This is a genomic window from Pseudomonas sp. FG86 (genome assembly GCF_057808775.1).
The window spans coordinates 1-21,570 of sequence record NZ_JBMDIS010000100.1 but is presented as its reverse complement, the minus strand read 5'-3'; the positions used below and the strand labels follow the sequence as shown (position 1 = coordinate 21,570).

General features: G+C 60.7%; 14 protein-coding genes. 3 read left to right on the top strand and 11 right to left on the bottom strand.

The features are described 5' to 3' along the window. On the bottom strand, positions 1 to 3,019 hold a 3,019-nt coding region (locus ACODSV_RS31990; protein WP_489078390.1), incomplete at its 3' end, for a hypothetical protein. A 269-nt stretch (positions 3,020 to 3,288) separates the two neighbouring features. Here ACODSV_RS31990 and ACODSV_RS31985 point away from each other — a divergent pair. Continuing rightward, positions 3,289 to 4,845, top strand: coding sequence for a fibronectin type III domain-containing protein (locus tag ACODSV_RS31985; RefSeq protein WP_150055927.1), 1,557 nt, complete (start codon positions 3,289 to 3,291; stop codon positions 4,843 to 4,845). 145 nt (positions 4,846 to 4,990) lie between these two features. Here the strand turns inward: ACODSV_RS31985 and ACODSV_RS31980 are convergent, their stop codons facing one another. Continuing rightward, a complete protein-coding gene (locus tag ACODSV_RS31980; RefSeq protein ID WP_150055926.1) occupies positions 4,991 to 7,243 on the bottom strand; it encodes an ATP-dependent DNA helicase in 2,253 nt (750 codons plus the stop codon). Then, entirely contained in the window at positions 7,240 to 8,889 is a 1,650-nt protein-coding gene (locus tag ACODSV_RS31975; RefSeq protein WP_150055925.1) for a VRR-NUC domain-containing protein, read from the bottom strand. Before ACODSV_RS31975 ends, ACODSV_RS31980 begins: the two co-directional genes overlap by 4 nt. Before the next feature lie 187 nt (positions 8,890 to 9,076). On the opposite strand from ACODSV_RS31975, the gene ACODSV_RS31970 reads away from it, so the two are divergent. Further along, positions 9,077 to 9,301 carry a YgdI/YgdR family lipoprotein gene (locus ACODSV_RS31970; protein WP_024075578.1) on the top strand — a complete coding sequence of 75 codons (225 nt, stop codon included), beginning with the start codon at positions 9,077 to 9,079 and terminating at the stop codon, positions 9,299 to 9,301. A gap of 336 nt (positions 9,302 to 9,637) precedes the next feature. Here the strand turns inward: ACODSV_RS31970 and ACODSV_RS31965 are convergent, their stop codons facing one another. The 8 genes from ACODSV_RS31965 to ACODSV_RS31930 all read right to left on the bottom strand — a co-directional run bounded on the left by ACODSV_RS31965 (position 9,638) and on the right by ACODSV_RS31930 (position 20,365). Beyond that, positions 9,638 to 11,062, bottom strand: a complete 1,425-nt coding sequence (locus ACODSV_RS31965) for a polyurethane esterase (protein ID WP_150056516.1) — start codon at positions 11,060 to 11,062, stop codon at positions 9,638 to 9,640. Between the two features lie 40 nt (positions 11,063 to 11,102). Then, the gene (locus ACODSV_RS31960) at positions 11,103 to 12,440 is read right to left on the bottom strand and encodes a TolC family outer membrane protein (RefSeq protein WP_150056515.1); all 1,338 of its coding nucleotides are present in this window, start codon (positions 12,438 to 12,440) and stop codon (positions 11,103 to 11,105) included. Positions 12,441 to 12,442: 2 nt separating this feature from the next. Then, the gene (locus ACODSV_RS31955; RefSeq protein WP_024075582.1) at positions 12,443 to 13,735 is read right to left on the bottom strand and encodes an HlyD family type I secretion periplasmic adaptor subunit; all 1,293 of its coding nucleotides are present in this window, start codon (positions 13,733 to 13,735) and stop codon (positions 12,443 to 12,445) included. Between the two features lie 97 nt (positions 13,736 to 13,832). Continuing rightward, entirely contained in the window at positions 13,833 to 15,560 is a 1,728-nt protein-coding gene (locus ACODSV_RS31950; RefSeq protein ID WP_150055975.1) for a type I secretion system permease/ATPase, read from the bottom strand. Between the two features lie 103 nt (positions 15,561 to 15,663). After that, entirely contained in the window at positions 15,664 to 16,032 is a 369-nt protein-coding gene (locus ACODSV_RS31945) for a protease inhibitor Inh/omp19 family protein (protein WP_024075584.1), read from the bottom strand. Positions 16,033 to 16,081: 49 nt separating this feature from the next. Next, positions 16,082 to 17,515 (bottom strand): serralysin family metalloprotease, encoded by a 1,434-nt coding sequence (locus tag ACODSV_RS31940; protein WP_024075585.1) that lies wholly within the window; start codon positions 17,513 to 17,515, stop codon positions 16,082 to 16,084. A 372-nt stretch (positions 17,516 to 17,887) separates the two neighbouring features. Next, positions 17,888 to 18,991 (bottom strand): DmpA family aminopeptidase, encoded by a 1,104-nt coding sequence (locus tag ACODSV_RS31935; RefSeq protein ID WP_150055974.1) that lies wholly within the window; start codon positions 18,989 to 18,991, stop codon positions 17,888 to 17,890. Positions 18,992 to 19,000: 9 nt separating this feature from the next. Continuing rightward, on the bottom strand, positions 19,001 to 20,365 hold the full coding sequence (locus ACODSV_RS31930) for an APC family permease (protein ID WP_069076141.1): 1,365 nt from the start codon (positions 20,363 to 20,365) through the stop codon (positions 19,001 to 19,003). A gap of 200 nt (positions 20,366 to 20,565) precedes the next feature. Here ACODSV_RS31930 and ACODSV_RS31925 point away from each other — a divergent pair, with 200 nt between their 5' ends. Beyond that, a complete protein-coding gene (locus ACODSV_RS31925) occupies positions 20,566 to 21,351 on the top strand; it encodes a helix-turn-helix transcriptional regulator (protein WP_150055972.1) in 786 nt (261 codons plus the stop codon). Positions 21,352 to 21,570: the final 219 nt, after the last annotated feature.

Here is a 21,570-nt window from a genome sequence, read left to right as displayed (position 1 = left end):
CCTGGTTGTTGTTATCCGTCCCGGTGTAAGTGAGCCATATGCGTTGTGCGCCTGCTGCCTGAAAAGGATACGCCCCGATCCTCCATCGCGTTGCACTGGTCAAACCGTCGACAGGCAACGTTCCGTTATGGGCCACATAATCAATAAGCGGCCTAGGCAAACGGGCTTGCGGTATCGGCGTCACCGTCACCGTTAACGTCAGCGAGTCTTGCGTTATCCCATCGCGAGTCACCGCATATCGAAGGGTAAACGTTTTGTTCACATTACCGATATTGGCGGCTATTGCCGTCTTGGGAATAACAAAGGTCACCACGTCACTGACTGAGCCATATTTCTCGGCAATCACCGGTGAGCCTGGCCCCGGCGTCCCGACCATCGTGACCTCAATCTTGTCGGTGGTATACATCGGTGAGAACGCTACCCTGAGCTCGCCACCCTCTTGCGCATTCAAGGGCGCAAGGGTCACCGCAGTACCGGTACCGGTGGCCTCGGTCAGTATGGGCACCGGGTATTGAGCCGGTATTGTACTGACGGTATACACCGTCACCGGAAAGATCACGGCCAAGTCTTTATTATTCACGGCATCGAAAGCAATGCGCACTTCTATGGTCAACGACGTCCCATGTTTTAGCGCTCTCAGCCATGCGATATCCGGAAGGTACTCATATGCCCCTGGATGTTTATTGATCGCTCCCTTCCAGGGTGCGTGAGTGACTGCCTGGTTGTTGTTATCCGTCCCGGTGTAAGTGAGCCATATGCGTTGTGCGCCTGCAGCCTGAAAAGGATACGCCCCGATCCTCCATCGCGTTGCACTGGTCAAACCGTCGACAGGCAACGTTTCGTTATGGGGCACGTAATCAATAAGCGCCATCGGCAAACGGTCTTGCGGTATCGGCTTCACCGTCACCGTCAGCATCGCCGAGTGCTGCGTGTCGTCACCACGGGTCACTGCATAGCTGAAAGTCACCGTAGCATCACGGTCCCGAATATTGGCGCCAATCGCCGTATTCGTAATATCGAATTCCACCTCCTGCAACGCCTGATTACCCGGTTTGGCCGGAATATCCGGCGAGCCACCATCGCCCGCGCCCTTCATTTCAGGCTTGATCAAATCATCGTCACGCATGCCCACATACTGCACCACCAGCTTGGTGCCGTTCTGCACCCGCAGCGGTTCAAGTTGAGCGGCGTTGGGGCCGGTTATCTGCGCCTCCAGCAGTGTCGGCGCCAGCAGTTCGCCCAGGTCGCGGCTGACCCGGACCTCGGCGATTTGTGAATAACGTAGCCTTTCTTCGCCGCGTTTCAACGTGTAGAAGACCAGCACGGTCTTATTGAGGTTGTTGGAGACATAGAACTCAGCGATATCGTGCTCGGTGCGGCTGTTGTCGACCCCCACCTGCACCGGCACCACGGTGCGAGCAAGCGGGCCGTTCCAGTACATATGCACCCAGTCCCCGCGTTGCGTATCGCTGAGTGGCGCAAACACCTTGGCGTAGTCCTCGATATCGTCCGGGTTCAACTGGCCCCCAATGGCCTTTTCGATGATCGGCGCGGGCATTGTGCGTTGAATCTTGCCTACGACGATTTGTAGCCGCAGCGACTCTTGGGGTCGCCCGCCTGGCCGTGTGTGCGCGTAAAACACCTCCACCAGGTGGCCGTCGAAACGCAGCAGCTCGGCGGGGTACACCGTGAACAGCATGTCGCCTTCCGGTGTTGGTTCAATATCGTCGACCTCACGGCCGACACGGTGCTCGATGGTGTTATCGGGGCTGCTGACGCGGAAGATAACCTCCAGATAACCCGTGGGCGGCCAGCTCACGTGCAGAGGGAACCGCACCGTCGCCACGGTATCCGGGTCAACATGGCCACCCAGGTCCTCGTCAATCGTGGGCGCCGGCCATCTTTCGACCTTACCGATGATATCGAGGTAGAGTTTTTTCGACGGTTGCTCCACCACGCCTTTCTGGAACAGTACATGCACGCTGGCGTTACCGTCGGCAATGGCGACCGCCAGCGCATTGGGGACCTCGAAGGAATACACCCCAAGCCCATTCAACGGTTGGGTCGGCGTATGGGGGAACGGGTTGCCCTCACTGTCGGCACCGTCCCAGATCAAGGTTATGTAGTCGTAGGCACTGGCCTCCGGGCCGGTCACCCAAGTTTCGATTTCCACGTTCCAACTGCCCAGTACCGCCAGGTCGACCACCGTGCCCGTGTCGGGATACGCCAGCCACGGTGCCTCTGGGCGCACCTGGCTCAGGTGCACATCGATCAGCGATACCGCCGACCAGCGCGCCCATTCATCCGGCAGAGTGCCGACGGCGTTCTTGACCTGATAAGCCACGCGCGTCAGGGGGTTGTTGCCGGCGGCGCTGATCGTGGCGTAGTCGACGGTCAGCGTGATGTCGCGGCCCTCTTCCCCAGGCTGGACCCGATGCAGCACCTGCTGCGACCCCCAGGCCAGAATGATCAGGTCGTAAGCGTGCATGTTCTGCCAATGGCGGATAAGAATCTTGACCCCGACCAACGCCGTGGTTTCGTTAACGCCGTAGAGCAAAACTTCCGGCGGTATTACATACACCAAGCCCTGGTGCCCGGGGATACCGTCGTTGGGGTCGCGCCCTCCGGGGCGTGTCAGCAGGACCCGGTACTTGCGCTCTTCTGTCAAGGTTTCATTACCACTGGAGCGCTGGAGCTTGCCAAACACCGGGTTGGCCCAGAACTCGACGATCCGGTGCGCAGGCACCGTCAGCGGGATAAGATCCAGGTTCTCCTCGCCCTCGCGAATTGGCGTAGACGCCACTGCGTTTTGCCGGTCCCCCCAGTAGAGCCTGGCGATACTGCCGGCACTGACACCGTCTTTGGGATTGACGAGATACACCACCAGCGCCGACTCAGTGTGGCGCAGGCCGATGCCGCCGTCGGCAGCGTCAATATCGCCTTCGATAGGCGGCTCCGTCAGCGGTACCACGATAGCAGGCAAGAGAGCAGCAGCTTCCAACTTATCTTTTTTGGACATGGTTAGAGTCCTTGCAAGCAGGCGGGAGTGGTTTGCCTCCATCAAACGCCGCATGCGATGGCTTGCCTACTGTCAGAGTTAACAGGTGGCGACGGGCGGTCAATGATCGCTGATCGATTCATCGCAAACCGCCCATGACGCTGACAAGACCATTGGTCGCTACCTGTTAATTCTGACAGTAGCGCACACATCTGTTCCGGTATCTGATGAGCGCAAACGCACCGTGTTGTGTGCGATCACGTGCAGTGGTGCCTATCAGGAGATCAATCATGCCCGCCAAGAAGACTCAGCCTGCCGCCGCACCGGCCAAAAATGCTGCAACACCCAAGACAGCGGTCAAGAAAACAGCGGCTGCAACGCTCAAAGCGCCAAGCGCTACTGCAAACCACACCCTGACGCTGGAAAAAAAGAGCAACCCGAAGAATCTGGATCGACTCAACATCCCCGGCGCAAGCGGGGATGGCGACGAAGCAGGCATCGCAGCATGGTTGTTTGAGTCAGGCCTGACCCTCGAGGTGCAACGCAATTGGGTCGCGAGTCCCGGGGACATCATCACCGTGGGCAAGCTGATCGACGAAACGACCGTGGAGGTGCTGGGTATAAAGACCCTGGAGCCCGGCGAGGAAACCCGTAACAGTTACTACTTTGCCGCCCAGCAAAAAGACCTGCCGGACGGCCGGTATGCCCTGGTCTACGTCGTTCACTATAAGGGTGGCGCCGACTACGATATGTCCTATCCGCTACTGACATTGGTCAAGACCGACCTCCCGGCAGGCGCTGACAACGATCAAATCGAACCGGGGCACTCAGAGCTGAAGGTGAGTGTGTCCGAGAAAGTGATCGTGCCAGGCAACGCCGCGCAAGGGGTCGTGGTGACACTTCAGCCCTACCCTAATCACGACCCGGACGACAGAGTCATTCTCCACTGGGGGTCGGTCATCATCTACCAGACAGTGGCAGGCCCCTCCCAGCCGACCATGATCACGGTGACCTACCAGCACATTATCGACGCTGGCGACAGCCCCAACATGGCCGTGTGGCTCGAAGTGCTTGACAAGGTGGGCAACATTTCTACACCTGGGTCAGCAACCATCCGCGTCTCGGTCGAACTGGACATCTCTAAACCGGATGCTCCGGCTTTTTTGAACGCTGGCTCGCAGGCTAAATATATCGATTTGGAAGCACTGAATGAACAACCGTTGGAACTGCAAATGTTCACCTCGGCGACTATCGGCCAGAAAGATGACGTGTACGACGTAATGTTCCGCTGCTATCCCCCCAAAGGAGGGGTGAAAGTCATTCACAAGTTTGTGACGATCACCACTGCTGGTCGCCCGTATTCGGTCTTCATCGATTACGTTGACGTGCGCGCCGCCGCCGAAGGCCACGTGGAGGTCAGTTTTGTCTTGAGAAAGTCCGGCCCCCCTTTCGAGGTCTACTCCAAGAGAAACACCGCCGAAGTCCGCGGCTCCATTGCCCGCCTGGAGGCGCCCTCCGTAGAACGCTACGGCGATCACATCGTGGGCGACCCCGACCACGTGGTTGTGGAAATCCCCTATTACGCATGGCGCCAGCCGACCGACCAAATTGCCCTGATCCTGCGTTATGTGCGGTCACTGAACGATGTAATCGTGCATATGGAAACAAAAGAGGTCGGGCCCTCCTGGCCCGCGGGCTCCCCCGTCAAACGCCTGATTTACCGCGAGCAGTTGCAGCAGTTCAAAGGCCTCCATCCTGAGCTGTATTACGTGATCTCGACGCGGTTCACCCTTGCGCGCGCGCAGGATCTTAACGAATCCCTACGGCGGAAATTGACCATCAGTTGAGTGACGTTCAATCGGTGCAGCCGTTGGTTCGGTTGACGGCACATCAACCCCAGCTCAACGCAGGGCAAGGACCCTGCCCTGAAGAAAGTGGGTCAGTTATGCGGGCGCGCGTTTCTATCCTCTGAGCGGGGTAGAGACCGCCGTCCTATACGAACGCCCACCAGCGCGGCAATAACTGGCGCACCTGGGGTTGGCCAAACCGATCATCGATCAGCATCACCACGCCCCGGTCGTGTTCGCTGCGGATCACCCTGCCCGCCGCCTGCACGACTTTTTGAATGCCGGGGTACAGGTAGGTGTAGTCGTAACCCGCACCGAAAATCGCGCCCATCCTGAGCTTCATCTGCTCGTTGACCGGGTTCAGCTGCGGCAGCCCCAGGGTGGCAATAAAGGCGCCGATCAAACGGCTGCCGGGCAAGTCGATGCCTTCGCCAAACGCTCCCCCCAGCACCGCAAACCCGATGCCTTGGCTGTGCTGGGTGAACTGGTCGAGAAAGGCCTGGCGTTCAGCTTCGGCCATGCCTCGCGCCTGCAGCCACAGGGCAATCGCCGGGTGCCTTTGCGCCAGTAACTGAGCCACTTGTTGCAGGTAATCAAAGCTCGAAAAAAACGCCAGGTAGTTTCCCGGTTGTTGCGCGAACTGGCTCGCGATCAAATCGACGATGGGTTCCAGCGAGGCTTGGCGATGCACGAACCGAGTGGAGATTTCATCGACAATGCGCACCCGCAACTGCTCGGCCTTGAACGGTGATTCCACATCGACCCACGCCGTGTCTGCCGGCAGGCCCAGCAGGTCGGCGTAGTAGTGGCGTGGGCTGAGCGTGGCGGAAAACAGCACGCTGCTGCGTGCCGCCGTCAAGCGCGGCCGAATGAATTCGGCGGGCACCACATTGCGCAGGCACAAGGTCGAGCGGCTGCGTTTGCCGCCGAGCGAATGCTTGCTGATGTCGAAGATAAAGTGCTCGTTGAACAGCTCCGCCACTTTGGCAAATTGCAGCGCTTCGAAGTAAAAGGCTTGCAGCTCGCCCGCCAGGGATTCGGAATGGTCATTGAAGTAGTCGCCCATGGCGCTGATGCACAGGCTCAGGGCCTGGAGCAGTTTGTCGGGCCGGGTCGCATAGGCCTGGTACGGTGCGACCTGTTCCTTGTGCAACGCATTCCACTCGCGGTTCAGGCGCTGCAAGGGTTTCTTCAGTGGCTCGGGGGCGCTGTCGCGCAGGGCCTGGAGGCTGAACTGGCTGAGGCTTGCGCTGTACATCGAGCGGGCGCGTTCCACCAGGTTGTGGGCCTCATCCACCAGCACCGCCGCGCGCCATTGGTTGAGCTGGGCGAGGCCGAACAGCATGGCACCGAAGTCGAAATAGTAGTTGTAGTCGGCCACGACCAGGTCGGCCCAGCGCGCCATTTCCTGGCTCAGGTAATACGGACACACATGGTGGGCCAGGGCGACTTCGCGCAGGTTGCGCTGGTCCAGCAGACGCACGCTTGACGCCGCCTCACGGGCGGCGGGCAGGCGATCGTAAAACCCCTTGGCCAGCGGGCACGAATCGCCGTGGCAGGCTTTGTCCAGGTGTTCGCAGGCTTTGTCCCGCGCGACCAGTTCAAGGACGCGCAGGGGCAAATCGCTGCTGGCGTGCAGCACCTTGGCCGCATCCAGGGCAAGTTTGCGGCCGGGGGTCTTGGCGGTGAGGAAGAACACCTTGTCCAACTGCTGCGGCGCCAGGGCCTTGAGCAGCGGGAAGATCGTGCCCACCGTCTTGCCGATACCGGTGGGCGCCTGGGCCATCAGGCAGCGGCCAGTGCTGACGGCCTTGTACACCGACTCCGCGAGGATTCGCTGGCCGGGGCGGAACTCGGCATGGGGGAACCCGAGGGTTTGTGCGGCGTGGTTGCGCGCTTCGCGGTGCTGCATTTCCTGATGGGCCCACTCCAGGAACCGCGCGCATTGCTGGTTGAAGAACACTTCCAGGTCCGCCGCCTGGAAGCGTTGATTGAGCAGGGTCTCGCCCTCGCCGACGATGTCGAAATACACCAGCGCCAGGTCGATCTGCGTCAACCCGAGCTTCTGGCACATCAACCAGCCGTAGACTTTGGCCTGGGCCCAATGCAGTTGCCGATGGTTGGCCGGCTGGGCGTCGAGGTCACCGCGATAGGTCTTCACCTCTTCCAGGCGGTTGTTGTCCGGGTCGTAGCCGTCCGCCCTGCCCCGCACCTTGAGCTGCTGGTATTCACCCTCCAGGGCCACTTCGCTCTGGTAGTGCGCACTGCGCCGCGCGGCAACGGTGCGGTGCCCGGCAATGCCTTCCTGGGCGCTGGGCGAGGGGGTGAAACGCAGGTCCAGGTCGCCGACCTTGGCGGTGAACTCACACAGCGCCCGCACGGCCACGCTGTAGCTCAAGGGGTTGGCTCCGCCCAGCGCACGTAGCAAACCGTGACTGGCATCTGGTATTGGCCACAGAACTCCAGCCAACGCAGCTGGTTGTCTTGCAAGCGGTCGCCGGGGCCTTTGACTTCGATCATGCGGTAGGTTTTTTCGGCGGGCCAGAACTGGATCAGGTCCGGCATCCCCGCACGGTTGGCGCGGATATCCAGCAGCAGCCGCTCGAACCAGTGCCGCAGGTGTTCAGCGGGTAAGCAGGCCAGGGCCTGTTCGAGCAATGCCTCGCTGAGCAGGTTCCAGAACACGAACGGCGACTGGATCCCCCACTTGTCCACGTAGCGCTGGCGAATGGTTGCCTTGTAGCGCTCATCCTGCAATTGCTCGAAGGAAGCCGCAAACAGCGGCGCACGCCGTGAATGGAAATCCTCGCTGTGCAGGTCCGCCGGCCCGCGCTGGAACGGGTGGAAAAACGCCCCCGGCAACGGTGCGAAGATCGCGTCCCAGCACAACAGGCCGAACAGTGAATTGATCAGGCCGTTCTCGACGTAATGCACGGGTGCGTCGGGTTCGCTCAGGTGCGCCTGGACGCAGTACTCCACCGACATCAAGGGCTCCGGCGGGGCCAGTGCCAGGTCCAGGCGCGGGACGTCGCGCGGCTTGGCCTTGGGCAAGCGCGGTTGCCCCAGCTTACGTTGCAGGCGCGGCAAGACGCGCAACAGGTGTTGCTGTTCGGCGGCACTTTCCGGCGCCTGTTGGGCGGCGCAGGCCAGCGCCAGCGCCTGAGCATAAGCCTCCTGGCGCTCCAGCACGCGGATCAGTCGCGCGCGTGCGCCGGGGTAGGCACACACGCGGTAGATCTGCTCGGCCATGGCCAACTCGGCATTGCGTTCGCAATACTGGCCGACCTGGAACAGCAATTTGGCCCGGCGCTTTTGCAGCCAAGGGTTGTCGGTGTGCAGCGTGGCGACCTGCGCCAGTAGCGTGTCCAGCGCCTCGCCGGCTTCAAATGCCTGTTGGCACTGGTGCAGGAACAGAAAACCGAGCACATCGTCGCGCGTGCGCAAACCACGGGACTCGGCGCAGAACTCGACCTTCTCATAGGTGTAGATGCCCAGGTCCGCCAGCACGAATTCCGACCAGTCCTGGTGCAGGTTGCCGAAGAACATCAGACGCAGGCGGTCACACAGGTCCATCACGGTCAGGCTGTACAGCCTGTCGGCCAACTCGGGGCACCAGTGGGCGAAGCTGCGGCTTTCGGTGAATTGCGCCGCCAGGGGTTCAAGCCAGTCGGCCTTGTTGCCTTTGGGCTGGTCGATCCACGCCTGGAACACCGCGAGCATTTCGCTTTTTTGCAGCAACGCAAACAACTCGTGGAAGGCCAGCGGGCACTGGTCGTCGACCCAACCCAGTTCCAGCAAGGGGCGTACAGCGGCATGGGGGCAGCCGATCTCCTGGTAGGTGAGCTTGCCCGCGCGAAAATGCACACCCTTGCGCATCACCATGCGCACCAACAACGCTTGGGACGCCTGGGGCAACCTGTCAAATTGCTGAATGAAATGCTGTTCATCCGTATCGAGTAAATCGGCGTAGCGATGCCCCAGCCAATCCAGCACTTGGCGGAAGTTATGCAGGTAATACAGGGGATCGTCGAGGGGATTGGCCATGGCGCGCAGTGATCAAATACTGGTTATGCATACAGAGTGCCGTCGCAAACGCGTTGTTGCAATCGGTAATAGATAAATGGCCCACGCAACTTTTTGCATAAAAGTGATCAGATGGAGAAGTTGATGGCGTACCATTTATTGCCCGCAGCCACAGGCGCGGGACTTTTTCAGGGTTAAGGTAAGGGTTATGAACATGAAGAATTTGAGTCTGCCACTGGTTGCACTCACTTTTCTGGTATTGGCCGGTTGCGCGACGCAAACCGTAGTGACGCTGCAAAATGGCACGCAGTATTTGACCAAGGACATTCCAAAAACCAAGACCGCCGACGGGTTTTATGAGTTCACCGATATTGCCGGCAAGCACATCCGCGTCAAGGCCGACGATGTGGCAACGGTGCGCAAGGAAGACTGATTTCCAGCGCCAACACTGATCAAATGTGGGAGGTCCTTAGCGCTGTCGCACAGCAAACTGGCCGCCCTGTGGCGAGTGGGCCTGCTGTGCTGAGCAGGTTTGTTGTGGCAAGCAGGTTTGTTGTGCTGAGCGGGCCTGTTGTGGCGAGCGGGCTTGCCCCGCGTTGGGGCGCGAAGCGGCCCTAACCCCAGGCACCGCGGTTTTTCAGAAAGAACAAAGAACTTGGCGACTTTGTTGGGGGCTGCTTCGCAGCCCAACGCGGGGCAAGCCCGCTCGCCACAACAGGCCTGCTCGCCACAACAAACCTGCTCGCCACAACAGCCCCCTCCCACAGTTTCAAGCGATAACAATCCCCTCCCCCGACAGCCCGACCACCCCCACCAACGTCACCGAATCCGCGCCAAAACTGATCACCGTATCCGCGCCTACCACCTTGGCGTGATCACGATAATCCGCACTGCCCTGCACATCCGTGAACACCAGCTTGTCGGTGGCTTGATAGCCGATAATCCGGTCCTGGCCGAAATGCCCGTTGAACAGAAACGTGTTGTGGCCGCTGCTGTCGCGGATCGTGTCATTGCCCTTGCCGCCCTCGATAAAGTCCGCGCCCTTGCCGCCCTGGATCAGGTCATCGCCGTCGCTGCCAATAATGAATGTGTTGCCCTTGTGCGCCTCGGCATTGCGGTTGAGGTCCTGCACCCAGGTGTTGGCCCGCGCCGGGTCGGACAGGTTGGCGACGATGATCGTCGAGTCGCGGCTCATCTGTGCATAGAAACCCGATTCCACGATGCGCGTCATCCCATCGCCATACCCCGTGGGCAAATGCGAGATCCAAGTCGGCAGGTTGGTGATGGAAAACGGCAGCACATTCCACAGCGTCGAGGCGTAGTGGTCGTTGAAGCTGACGATATTGTCGGTGGTCGATTCATGGGGTTGGTCATGCACGCCCAACGACGACCAATTGAAGGAGGAGCCGTCCAGCGCACGGAATACCGGGTCGTTTTCATAACCGATATTGAGCACCTTGTCGCCGGCGCTCTGGGTCGGTGAGGCGTAGGCCACGTAGTTGGCGTCCTGGTAGAAACCCGCCCATTTGCCGCTGCTCAAGTCGGCCATGCTGTTGACCGCCAGGCCGCCCAGGCTGTGGCCGCTGACCACCACGTCGTGGCCGCTGAGGCCGTGGGCGCTGGCATAGTCGGCGACGTTCTTGAGCAGGCCGCCAAAGGCTTCGCCGGCATAGTTCTTCGCGTAATCCTTGGGGCCCAGAGCGGCGAGCAGATCGCTGACCAGATCCCCTATGGAGTCGCTGATCAACGTTTCCCGAGGGCCTGAAGTACCGCGAAAACCGATACCGATTTCCAGCAACTTGCCGGCGTCATCGTACTTACCCAGTACCTCGACCTGGGCCGTGGTGTAGCCGGCCTTTTCGCCGAAGAACGTGCCTCGGGCGTCGACCTTGCCGGTATAGCCCAGGGCGCTCGCGCTGATGGGCGTCCAACCGGCCTGTTGCACAGCGTCCAGGGCGGCTTTTTCCGCGTCCGGGTTCCAGGGAATGCCGGGGATCACGCCCTGGGAATCCGTACTGCCCAGCAGAGCACCGACCAGCGTGGCCGGCAAGCCGAGCCCCAGGCCGTTGTGCTGGTAGCCCACGGCAAAGCCGTTATCCAGGTTGTGGTAGGTATACAGCGTGATCGCCATGGCATCGGCGAACAACGCTTTGGAGCCTTCGGCCCCGAGGTTTTTATAGTCAAACACGCCCATGGTCTTGCCTCTCTGTTGTTGGAATTGTCGAGAAAGTCAATTACTGCGGTGTCGGCCCGAACGCCTCATCCACCTTGGCCAGGTCGGTGTCGCGCAGGTTGCCGGCGTAGTAATGCAATTTGGTCCAGGCCATCAGGTAGTCATAACGCGCCTGGGCCAAGTCGCGCCGCGTGCTGTAGAGCTGTTGCTCAGCGTTCAACGCATCGAGGTTGACCCGCTCGCCACCGAGGATGCTTTGCTGGGTCGACACCACCAGCGCTTGCGCCGAGGTCAGGGCCTTTTGGTAAGCGCGCAGTTTGCTGACCCCGGACAGGCAGGCACTGAACTGCCGACGCAGCTCGATCAGAGTTTCGCGGGTCTTGCCTTCCAGTTCGTACTCGGCCTGCTCCATGGCGCGGCTGGCCTGGCGGGTGGACGCCGAAATACCGCCCCCGGCGTACAACGGCAGGCTGACTTCGACGCCGATGGTGTTGGTGTCGTAGCGCTGGTTGTAGGTGTTGCCGCTGTCGGACTCCTGCTGGCGCGAACTGGCATACGCCATGACCTTCGGCAAATGCCCGGCGCGGTTGCGCTCCACTTCGTAACGCGCCACTTCCAGGGCCTGGCGCTGGGACGCGAGTGTGGGGTTGTTGCTCACCGCCAGTTCATGCCAGCTGTCGTAGTTGGCCGGCGTCAGCGTGAAGGCGGCGAAGCTTGGGTTCAGGGGCGCCAAATCGGTGATATTGACGCTCTGTACGCCGATCAAGGCGCCCAGTTCTCTCAACGAGGCGTCCTGCTCATCCAGCGCCTGGATTTCTTCAGCGGTGGCCAGTTCATAGCGCGACTCGGCTTCGAGGATATCGGTCCGCGTGCCTTCGCCTTGCTGGAACAGGTGCCGGTTCTGCTGGAACTGCTGCTCGAAGGCTTTTTTCTTGGCGCGGGCGATATCGATCTGGTCCTGGGCAAACAGTGCCTGGGTGTAATAACTCAGCACCCGCACCAGCAGCGCCTGGCTCTTGTCGCGAAAACTCTCATCGGCAAACAACGCTTGGGCCACGCCCTTGCGGTAGTTGGCGTAAGCCTCGTAGTCGAACAACGGCTGTTGCAGGCTGAACGTGGAGCCGTAACTGTTGTAGTTGCGGTCATCGTGATAATTGCCGCCACGCCCATCGGGCAAGGTGGCCTGGGAGTTGTTGCGGCCCTTGTTGTAGGTGTACGACAGCTTGGGCAGCAGGCCGGCGCGGCCGATGGTGCGGTTTTCCAGGCCGGCGTCGCGCTCCTTGATGGCGCCGAGAAACACCGGATCGTTACGCAGCGCCTGTTCATACACATCGAACGGGCCCATGGCGGCCTGGGCATTGGCGCAGGCCAGCAGCAAGGTGATGAACACTGGCTTCATGCTCATTCCTCGGTCAACGCTGAGCCGGCGCGATCGAGCAACGGCTTGAACAGGTAATTGAGCAACGAGCGTTCGCCGGTGCGCACGAACATCTCGGCAGGCATGCCAGGTTTGATCACCAGGCCGTGGAGTTTCTCCAGGGCCGCCTCGCTGACGGCTGTGCGCAGCACGTAATACGGGGCGCCGGTTTTTTCGTCGAGCATCTGGTCGGCGGAAATCAGGCTCACTTCCCCCGGCACGCGGGGGGTGCGGCTCTGGTTGAAGGCGGTGAACAGGATATCGACCGGCAAGTGGGTGCCGACCTTGTCCACCAGGTGCACCGGCAAATGCCCTTCGACTTCCAGGCGCGTGCCCTGGGGCACGATTTCCAGCAGGGTTTCACCGGCACGCACCACGGCGCCCTCGGTGTGCACGCTGAGGTTGACCGCGATGCCGTCGGCCGGTGCGTTGATCTCGCTGTGTTGCAGATCGAAGCCGGCGGAGGTGAGTTGCTGCTCCAGGGTCAGGCTGCGCAACTGTGCGTCGGCCAGTTGGCTGCGGACTTCCTTTTGGTATTCCTCGCTGTGCTGCTGCAGCTTAAGGCGCGATTCAAGGATGCCCTGCTCCACCCGGCCGCTTTCGCCGGTGTTCTGCGCCAGGTCCTGTTGCACCTGGGACAACTGGCGCTGGTACTCCATCAAGCGGTTGCGCGGGATATAACCGTTGTCGGCCAAGGGTTGCAGGTTGCTCAGTTGGTCGCGCAGGGACTGGGCCTGGGCGGTCAGGTCACTGCGCGCACGGCGCATGCCGTTCAGTTGCGCGCTGGCACCCTCGATATTCGCGCGAATGCCCGCCTGTTCACGGGCAAAGGCTTCGCGGCGGCTGCTGAACAATTGGCGCTGGCCTTCCAGGACCAGCGCCAGTGCCGGGTCGGGGCTGTTGCTCAGCTCAGCGGGAAAGGTGATGGCCGATTGATTGTCGCGTTCGCTCTGCCACCGCGCGACGCTGGCCCAGGCCATGCGGTACTGGGCTTGCAGGGACTGCACGTCGGCCTGGTGCTGGGTCTGGTCGAGACGGAACAGCGGCTGGCCTTGCTTCACCCACTGCCCTTCCTGCACCAGAATCCGACTGACCACGCCGGGGCTGAAGGTTTGCACCGCCTTGCGTTTGCCCGACACCACCACCGTGCCCTGCACCGGGATGCCCTGGTCCAGGGGCGCCAGGCTGGCCCAGAGGAAAAAGCCACCGGCACCGACCACGCTCAGCAGCCAGCCCATGCGCGCGAAGAACCGGGCGTCGCGTTGTTCATGAATCATGCTGACATCCTTACTGCTTGACGCAAAACCTGTAGGAGCGAGCTTGCTCGCGAAAAACTCACCGTTACCGCGTGTATCCAATCAGGGCGCGTCATCGTTAACGCCCTTCGCGAGCAAGCTCGCTCCTGCCTTGGGGCGGTTGCTCCCTGTGGCCGGACAACGCCCGCAGTACTTCCTGGCTTGGCCCGAATGCCTGCAAACGCCCTTCGTTAAGCACCAGCAACTTGTCAGCCTGGGCCAGCGCCGAGGACCGATGGGTGACCAGGATCACACTGCTGCCCTGGGCCTTCATCTGCACAATGGCGCTGGCCAGGGCGGCTTCGCCGACGGTGTCGAGGTTGGAGTTGGGTTCATCGAGCACAATCAGGCGCGGCTCGCCATACAGTGCACGGGCCAGGGCCACCCGTTGTTTCTGGCCACCGGACAGGCCGCCGCCGTTGTCGCCCAGGACCGTGTCATACCCGTGGGGCAAGCGCAGGATCAATTCATGCACACCGGCTTGTTGCGCAGCCTTCACCACACGCTCGGGGTCGGCATCGCGAAAGCGCGCGATGTTGTCGGCAATGCTGCCGCTGAATAGCTCAATGTCCTGGGGCAAATAGCCGATATGCGGGCCCAGGTCGCCACGGTCCCAGCGATGGATATCCGCGCCATCCAGGCGCACCGTACCGGCCAGGGTCGGCCACACGCCCACCAGCACGCGGGCCAGGGTCGACTTGCCAGAGCCCGAGGCGCCGAGCACCCCCAGCACGTCACCGGCGCCCAGGTTGAAACTGACTTGATGCAAGGTGGCGATGCGTCGCCCTGGCGGGCCAGCACTGACCTGCTCAAAACTCAACTGGCCCTTGGGTGCGGGCAACGCCATGTGCTCGACTTCAGGCGGGAATTCGCGCAGCAATTCATCCAGGCGCTGATAGGCCAGCTTGGCCGAACTCCATTGCTTCCACACCGCAATCAGCTGGTCGATGGGGCTGAGCACGCGGCCCATCAGGATAGAACCGGCGATCATCATCCCGGCGGTCATATCCCCGCGGATCACCAGCAGCGCACCCAGGCCCAGCACCAGGGATTGCAGGCACAGACGCAGGGATTTGCTCACTGAGGTGACCACCGAGCCGGTGTCACTGGCCTGGTTCTGCAAGCCGAGGAACTGCGAGTGCACGGCAAACCAGCGCTGGCGCAGGGCACCGAGCATGCCCATGGCCTGGATGGTCTCGGCGTTGTGTAAATGGCTGGTGGCCAGTTGGGTGGATTGCTGGGAGAAACCACTGGCCTCCCCCAGCGGCTTTTTGGTCAGGTATTCGTTAAGGCACGCTAATGCAATCAGCAACACTGCGCCGGCCGTCGCCAAGACGCCCAACCACACGTTGAACAGGAAGATCACAAACAGGTAGATGGGAAACCACGGCGCATCGAAAAAAGCGAACAGCGCCGGCCCGGTAATGAATTGGCGGATATGGGTCAGGTCGCCCAGGGCTTGCCCGGCATGCCCTTGGCCACGTTGCAGGTTGCGTTCGAACGCGGCTTTATAAACGCGCAAGTTGAAACGTCGTTCTAACTGGCTGCCGATGCGGATCACGATAAAACTGCGGATGACTTCCAGTGTGCCAATAAACGCAAAGAACCCCACGACCATCAGCGTCAACATCACCAGGGTCGTTTCATTCTGGGAAGACAACACGCGGTCATACACTTGCAGCATATAAATGGACGGCACCAGCATCAGCAGGTTAATCAAGGCGGTAAAAAAACCCACGCTGATCAAAATGCTCTTGTATTCACCCAGCGCCTTGAATAAGGGCGCAACGCCTTGGGGTTTGGCCATATCTCTTGTTCTTCCCTGAATCAAATTACGCGCATAAGTTTCCCGAGCCCCTGGTCGGGGCCAGTCAACTAATAACATCGAGTGATCGCGTTATAACCAATAACTAAGGGGCGCGTTGCAATACCACTTCCGTTCCGGATGGCGTACGGCCTTTGTATTCGCCTTCCTTCTGGCGATTCAAATGGGTGATCCCAGTACCTTCGGCATTCATCAGCCAGATACCGTCGGGCGTCGGCGACCAGCTCAGGGGTTTGTCACCCAGCCATTGCGTCACACAAGCCACATCACCGCCCAGGGCATTGGCCGGTTCCAGCAGGTCGAGGGCACACACCTGGTCCTGCTGGTGCAACTGCCAATGCCCGGCCAATTGGGCGCTCGTGGGTAAAACAAGACTGCTCGCCATTGCGTGGGCTCCTGCCGACATGACCATCGCCTGCAACACGCAGGCGATCAAGTTGAAAAAACGCTGCATCTTCACGCTCCATCCAACAGGCGCGGCGCCGAAACGCCGCGCCCTTGTATCACGCGACGATATCGCTGACCGCTGCCTGGCCGACCGTGGTGACGAGGAAGTCCGCCACGCCGTGCCCGGAGAAGTCCACCGCCAAGGTACCCAGGTTGGTGCCCGAGGCATAGGTCAATACCGCATCGCCGGCATGCCCGGTGAACGCGTTGACGAAGGTCAGGCCCGCGCCTTTGGTGATGCCGGACAGGTCGATCTTGTCCGACCCCGAGGTGAAGTCAAAGATCTTGTCCGCCGCCCCAGGCTTGGAATCGGAACTGGCACCGAACACAAACGTGTCGTTGCCGGCGCCGCCCCACAGTTGGTCGGCACCGCCGCCGCCGTAGATGAGGTCGTTGCCGGCCCCGCCCTTGATCACGTTGGCGGCGTTGTTGCCGATGATCAAGTCGTTGCCCGCGCCACCGAAGGCGTTCTCGATGGTCACGCCCTTGGCGATCGAAACGTTACCCACCAGGCCGCCCACATCGGAGAACGAGGCTTCATTGAGGTTGATCTTCTGGTTCTGGGTAAAACCGGAGAAATCCAGGGTGTCGTTGCCACCACCGTCCCATACCGAAAACACCAGTTTGTCGGCGTTGGAGGTGGCGCTGAGGAAGTCACGCCCGGTGTTGGAGTTGAACCCGTAGGTGGTGTCGCCGGCGCGGGTGTTGTAGTTGGCACCGTAGAGCTTCTGGATCGCGGCGATGTCGTCGATCAGCGGGCCGGAGGCATAGGCTTCAACCCCGCCTTTACTGAAGTTCTGGTTGGTGTTGCTTTCGCTCCAGTAGCTCATGAGGCTGTAGCCGCGCGTGTCCTGTCCATAGGTCGCGTCGTTGTAGGTCGGGTTGCCGTTCCCGGCGTTGTAGTCGCCAGGGTGCGCCAGGCCCAGGGTGTGGCCGATCTCGTGGGTCAGGGTCTGCCGGCCGTAGTTGTTCAGGTCCGGGGTCTTGTTCGGCGTGTAGCTGTTGTTGGTCAGGTACCACGACGTGCCGTCATAGCCCGCACCGGTGCCAGGCAGGTAGGCAAAGGCTGCCGCGCCGTCCTGGCCGCTGCTGTAGTTGCCGAACGTCATATGAGCGTCACCGCCGCTGGCCTTCTCGGTGAAGGTCACGTTGGCCACGTCCGACCAGGATTGCATGGCCAGGGCGGCCTGGGCTTTCTGCTGGGCGTTGAACTGGCTGAAGCCCGAGATACCGTGTTTGTTCAGGGTGCTCGAGGAGGCCGAGGTCAGGAAGGTGTAGGTCAGGTCGATCTTGCCGTTGCCGTCAACGTCCCGGTACGCGGCGCCGTCGCGCAGCAATTGGGTGGCTGCCTGGTCAACGGTATAGGAGGGTTTGCCATTGATCGTGAGGTTGCCGCCACGGTCATACAAATGGCTGAAGCTATCGATTTGCGAGTAAGCGGTGCTGGCTTGCGCCGCCGACACAATAGCCTTGTCTTTTACTTTTGACATAAACGTACTTCCTTGTTTGCAAGTGCATCAGTTTTTATCGATAGGAACCCCGCGGGCGAGATCGTCCTATCACTCGCCTCTTTTGAAGGCGTATCGAAACTGACACAATTTGAAAACTTTCGTCTACCTCTATTTACACAGTGGAAAAATCATAGAGGAGCAACTTAGGGAAGTCATAAGCCGTGTTTGTTGGGGGCCGATTGCTTTTGTCCGACAAAATAACCAGGGCTGTTATTTAAATATTAAATACGGGTAAAGCCGCTCAAGTAGAGCGGCAAACCCCATTAAGGGATCCACTGTATTGTCACGGTGTCATTGGCACTATTCATCTAGCCCGTTATTACACTTACATCATTAAGTACATGCCCCCTATTACCGGGACACACTCCAGCCGGTTTTGCCCAATGCCTGTAACAGTGTTTCGCCGTTCAAGCCCGGCACTTGCACACCGTCGTCCGTCATCATGTCTTCGCCAGCCAGCATGGCGTTGATGATCGCCTCCTCCACTGCCTCCGCCGCCGCGAGGAACAACGGTGAAATATGGTCGTTATTGACCATCTGCAACGCGGTGCTGAACGGCAGGCCCTTGCGCCCGTAATCCGCGGGCGGCAAATCCTGGTTGCCAGTGGCGAAGGCCAGGAACAGGTCGCCGCTGGAGTCCTCGGTACCCCCGCCGGTACGGGCGATGCCAATGGAGGCGCGCTGTGCCAGGCGCTGGCATTGATGCGGCAACAACGGCGCATCGGTGGCCAGGATCACCACAATCGAGCCCATGCCCGGCGTGCCACGCTCGGCAAACGGTGACGGGATGTCCATCAAATGGCGGCCTGCCGGGTAGCCGTCGACCCGCAGTTCCTGGCGCTTGCCATGGTTAGCCTGCACCAGCACGCCGACGGTCCAGCCACCCTGCTCCACTGGCAAGCGGCGCGATGCCGTGCCGATGCCCCCCTTGAACTCATGGCAGATCATCCCGGTGCCGCCACCCACAGCGCCCTCCTGTACCGGGCCCGGTTCGGCGTTGTTCACCGCCTCGCGCACATGCGCAGGCTTGATGTGCTGGCCCCAGATATCGTTGAGCAGGCCGTCATAGGTTTCCATCACCACCGGCATGCACCAATACACCGCCGGGTCCGCCAGGCGTTCGCGCTCCAGGGCGATCAACGTATCGCGCACGATGCCGATGCTGTGGGTATTGGTGATCGCCAGCGGCGTCGTCAACAGACCGGCTTCGTTGATCCATTCCAGGCCGGTGGCGTCACCGTTGCCGTTTAGCACGTGGTAACCGGCAAAACACGGCTGTTGCCGCGCCTCCCCGGCGCGCGGCTGGATCACGCTGACGCCGGTGCGCACCTGCTTGCCGTCGATGCGGGTCTTGAGCGTACTGTGGCCGACGCGAACGCCGGGAACATCGGTGATGGCATTCAATTCGCCGGGCGTGCCCAGCCCCAACGTAATGCCCAATTGACGTGCACGCATACCCACTCCTTACAATTTCTGAAACGCCGGACTCAGCCGGCCACTGATGCAATACAGGATCACCGACACCGCCAGCAAACCGATGATGATCATGATGTCGCGAACCGAAGACGCCACCAGCAAGGTCACCAGCAGGTACCCCGCGCCCAGCACCGCGAGCAACGCCGGCAGCGGCCACAGAGGCATGCGATAGGGATGCTCGCGGTCGCGCAGCCGCACCCGGCTCATCAGCGCGCTCAAGGCCACCACCAGGTACACCAGCATGATCAGCAGCACGCTGAACGACGTGAGGTCCGCCAGGTTAGAGCTGAAACTCAACAACGCCGAGGGGATCGCCAGGAACAGCGTAGCCAACCACGGCGAGTCCCAGCGTGGATGGATGCGCGTGAACAACTGGTTGATGCGCGGCGTCCACAGCGCATCGCGGCCACTGCTGAAGACCACGCGGCCGATCTGGATGACGATGGCGACAATGGCGTTGAACACCGACAGGAAGATCCCCGCGCTGACCAGGCGTGACAGGGTTTCATTGCCGTGGCTGGTGAGCAGGTAGCCGATGGGGTCAGGGCTGCTGATCATCGCGCTCAGGGACGGTGCGCCAATCAACAGCGCGGTGATCGGCACAATCTCGATCACCACCACCAGCCCGAGGGACCACAGCACAGCCTTGTGCACGCCCTTGCCGCCGCATTTCATGTCTTCGGCGAGTAACACCGCCGGGCCATAGCCATTGAACGAGAACAGGCCAATGCCCACCGCACCGATCACCAGGGCCCAGGGCGCCAGGTGCAACACACCGTTTTCGACGATCTGCGGCTGGAACAACACACTGGCCGGTTGCACCGGGTGGCCGAAGCCGATAAACACGATGACCAGCAAGGCCGCCACTTCCAACAGCAGGCAGGTGCCGGTGATCCAGGCGTTGAGCTTGATATTGAGGATGCCCAGGGCGTAGCTGCCGACCACGATGACCAGGGCGACGGTTTGCGCGTCGAATTTCGTGCCCAGGGCGTTGTTGAGGTAAGTCGCTGCGCCTGTGGCCAGCACCGGCGGAATAAACAGCAACATCACCAGCACCGTCAGAAACGTCGCGTAGCCGGCCATGCCACCGAATACGCGCTTGGCGTACACGTACTCACCGCCGGCACTGTTGTGCGCCCGACCCAGTTCGGCGTAACAGAAGGCGAACATCAGCGCGAGCAAACCGGCCATCACAAACGCCAGGAACACACCACTGCCCGCCTGCTGGATGGCAAACGGCGCGATGACAAATACGGAACTGGCCGGGGTCACCGCCGAAACGGTGATGGCAACCACATCGAAGACGCTCAGGGTGGGTTTGAGCACGCCGTCTGGCGCGGGAGAAGTACTCATATCGTTATCCTCTGTCGTTGTTTTTGGTGTGAGGCAGAAACGAAAAATGATGATCGTCCGGGATATGTTTCCCGTTGACTGATGGCGACGTTATCGGCTGGGGGCTTGTCAGCCAATTCCCCTATTGGCGTACTCCCCTTGACGACACCCGGTAAAAAGCCGAACCCTTGGCCGATCTTTTGATGGCGGGAGCCTGACTCATGAGCCTGTTCAGGGAAATCGGCATGCATGCGGGGCTGGGGCGCACGCTGGCACACATCGGCACCGAGCGCTTCTGGAAACAGCTGGTGCTGTTGCTGCACCAATGCCTGCCCTTCGATAACGCCCTGGCGATTTTCTACCCCCTGGAGGGCCCGCCCCAGGCGCTGGAGGAATACGACGCACAGCCCAGCAGCAAGCCGGCGTCGATGCTGGCGTACCTCAATGGTCTGTACCTGCTCGATCCGTTCTTCCAGGCCTGTCGCGAAGGCTACGCCAGCGGGGTGTATCGCCTGGAAGAGGTGGCGCCGGATCATTTTCGCCAGAGTGAATACTTCCTCAATTACTTCCACGACAACGTGCTGGAAGACGAGGTGCAATTTATTCTGCAACTGCCCGGTGCGGGAACGTTGTCGCTGTCGTTGGGCATGCAGCGGCGGTTCAGTGGTGACGAAACCGGGCTGATGACCACCCTGGCGGCATGGGTATTGCCATTGATGCAGCAGCATTGGCAGCAAAGCACCCAGCGTGCGCCGGCGATGGACAGCCAGATCAGGGATGCATTGAGCCAGTTCGGCTGCGGCGTGCTCTCGGACCGCGAACTGGAAATCGCCCGCCTGGTGCTGCGTGGGTTCTCCTCCAAGGCCATGGCCGAGCGCCTGAATATCTCGCCGGATACGGTGAAAGTGCACCGTCGGCATTTGTACGCGAAGCTGGACATCTCGTCACAGCCGGAGCTGTTCTCGTTGTTTATCCAGTCGTTGGGGCATGACCTGGAAAACCCGTGAGACCGAGGTTGTACTTGATCCAAATGTGGGGGGGCCTCAGATAGCTGTGGGTCAGTTGCAGATGCATCAACTGACACGCCCTCATCGGGGGCAAGCCCCCTCCCACATTTTTAACTGAGTACACCCGCCCAACTCCCGTTGGTTCCAGGACCGCAAAAGCCAGAGCAAAAGCCAACTGAGGCCTACCTGATGAATGCAGGACAAACTGTGGGAGGGGGC

Bases quoted from the DNA above. Each gene is read 5' to 3' on its own strand.
- ACODSV_RS31985 (WP_150055927.1), top strand. From the start codon at position 3,289: ATGCCCGCCAAGAAGACTCAGCCTGCCGCCGCACCGGCCAAAAATGCT.
- ACODSV_RS31975 (WP_150055925.1), bottom strand. From the start codon at position 8,889: ATGGCCAATCCCCTCGACGATCCCCTGTATTACCTGCATAACTTCCGC.
- ACODSV_RS31970 (WP_024075578.1), top strand. From the start codon at position 9,077: ATGAACATGAAGAATTTGAGTCTGCCACTGGTTGCACTCACTTTTCTG.
- ACODSV_RS31965 (WP_150056516.1), bottom strand. From the start codon at position 11,062: ATGGGCGTGTTTGACTATAAAAACCTCGGGGCCGAAGGCTCCAAAGCG.
- ACODSV_RS31960 (WP_150056515.1), bottom strand. From the start codon at position 12,440: ATGAAGCCAGTGTTCATCACCTTGCTGCTGGCCTGCGCCAATGCCCAG.
- ACODSV_RS31955 (WP_024075582.1), bottom strand. From the start codon at position 13,735: ATGATTCATGAACAACGCGACGCCCGGTTCTTCGCGCGCATGGGCTGG.
- ACODSV_RS31950 (WP_150055975.1), bottom strand. From the start codon at position 15,560: ATGGCCAAACCCCAAGGCGTTGCGCCCTTATTCAAGGCGCTGGGTGAA.
- ACODSV_RS31945 (WP_024075584.1), bottom strand. From the start codon at position 16,032: ATGCAGCGTTTTTTCAACTTGATCGCCTGCGTGTTGCAGGCGATGGTC.
- ACODSV_RS31940 (WP_024075585.1), bottom strand. From the start codon at position 17,515: ATGTCAAAAGTAAAAGACAAGGCTATTGTGTCGGCGGCGCAAGCCAGC.
- ACODSV_RS31935 (WP_150055974.1), bottom strand. From the start codon at position 18,991: ATGCGTGCACGTCAATTGGGCATTACGTTGGGGCTGGGCACGCCCGGC.
- ACODSV_RS31930 (WP_069076141.1), bottom strand. From the start codon at position 20,365: ATGAGTACTTCTCCCGCGCCAGACGGCGTGCTCAAACCCACCCTGAGC.
- ACODSV_RS31925 (WP_150055972.1), top strand. From the start codon at position 20,566: ATGAGCCTGTTCAGGGAAATCGGCATGCATGCGGGGCTGGGGCGCACG.